The sequence below is a fragment of the Spirulina sp. CCY15215 genome, from assembly GCF_016888125.1.
In the GTDB taxonomy this organism is placed as follows: domain Bacteria; phylum Cyanobacteriota; class Cyanobacteriia; order Cyanobacteriales; family Spirulinaceae; genus CCY15215.
In genome coordinates, this window is the sequence record NZ_JACSWA010000526.1 from 1 (window position 1) to 341 (window position 341).

Consider the following 341-nt stretch of genomic DNA (forward strand, 5'->3'; position numbering starts at 1 on the left):
TTCAACACTAGGATGAGCTTCAAACAAGATGTGAATATGGTCGGATTCGCCTCCGAATTCGATACATTCACATTCCCATTTAATCAAAAGTGCTTTAACGATCTCTTGCATTCGCTCTAAAATTTCAGCGCTGAGAGATTTACGGCGGAACTTTGTGACTAAAACAAGGTGATAAATGAGGCGAAATGCGCTATTAGAACGGGTTTTCAGTCTCTGGAAGTTAGGCATATTTTTTTTAGAACTGTATTGACAACTAAAAATAAGTTTAGTAGAATAAAAGCAATAAGACTAAAGTTTTTGAGCCAATGAGCCGACGAAAAGCCAAAAATAAAACTAAATCG

Annotated in this window: 1 protein-coding gene; it reads right to left on the reverse strand. The window is 36.4% G+C overall.

Going from position 1 to position 341, the window contains the following annotated elements:
* A partial coding sequence (gene tnpA / locus JUI58_RS18125) for an IS200/IS605 family transposase (RefSeq protein ID WP_204105213.1) occupies positions 1-228 on the reverse strand: 228 nt, incomplete at its 3' end.
* Positions 229-341: the final 113 nt, after the last annotated feature.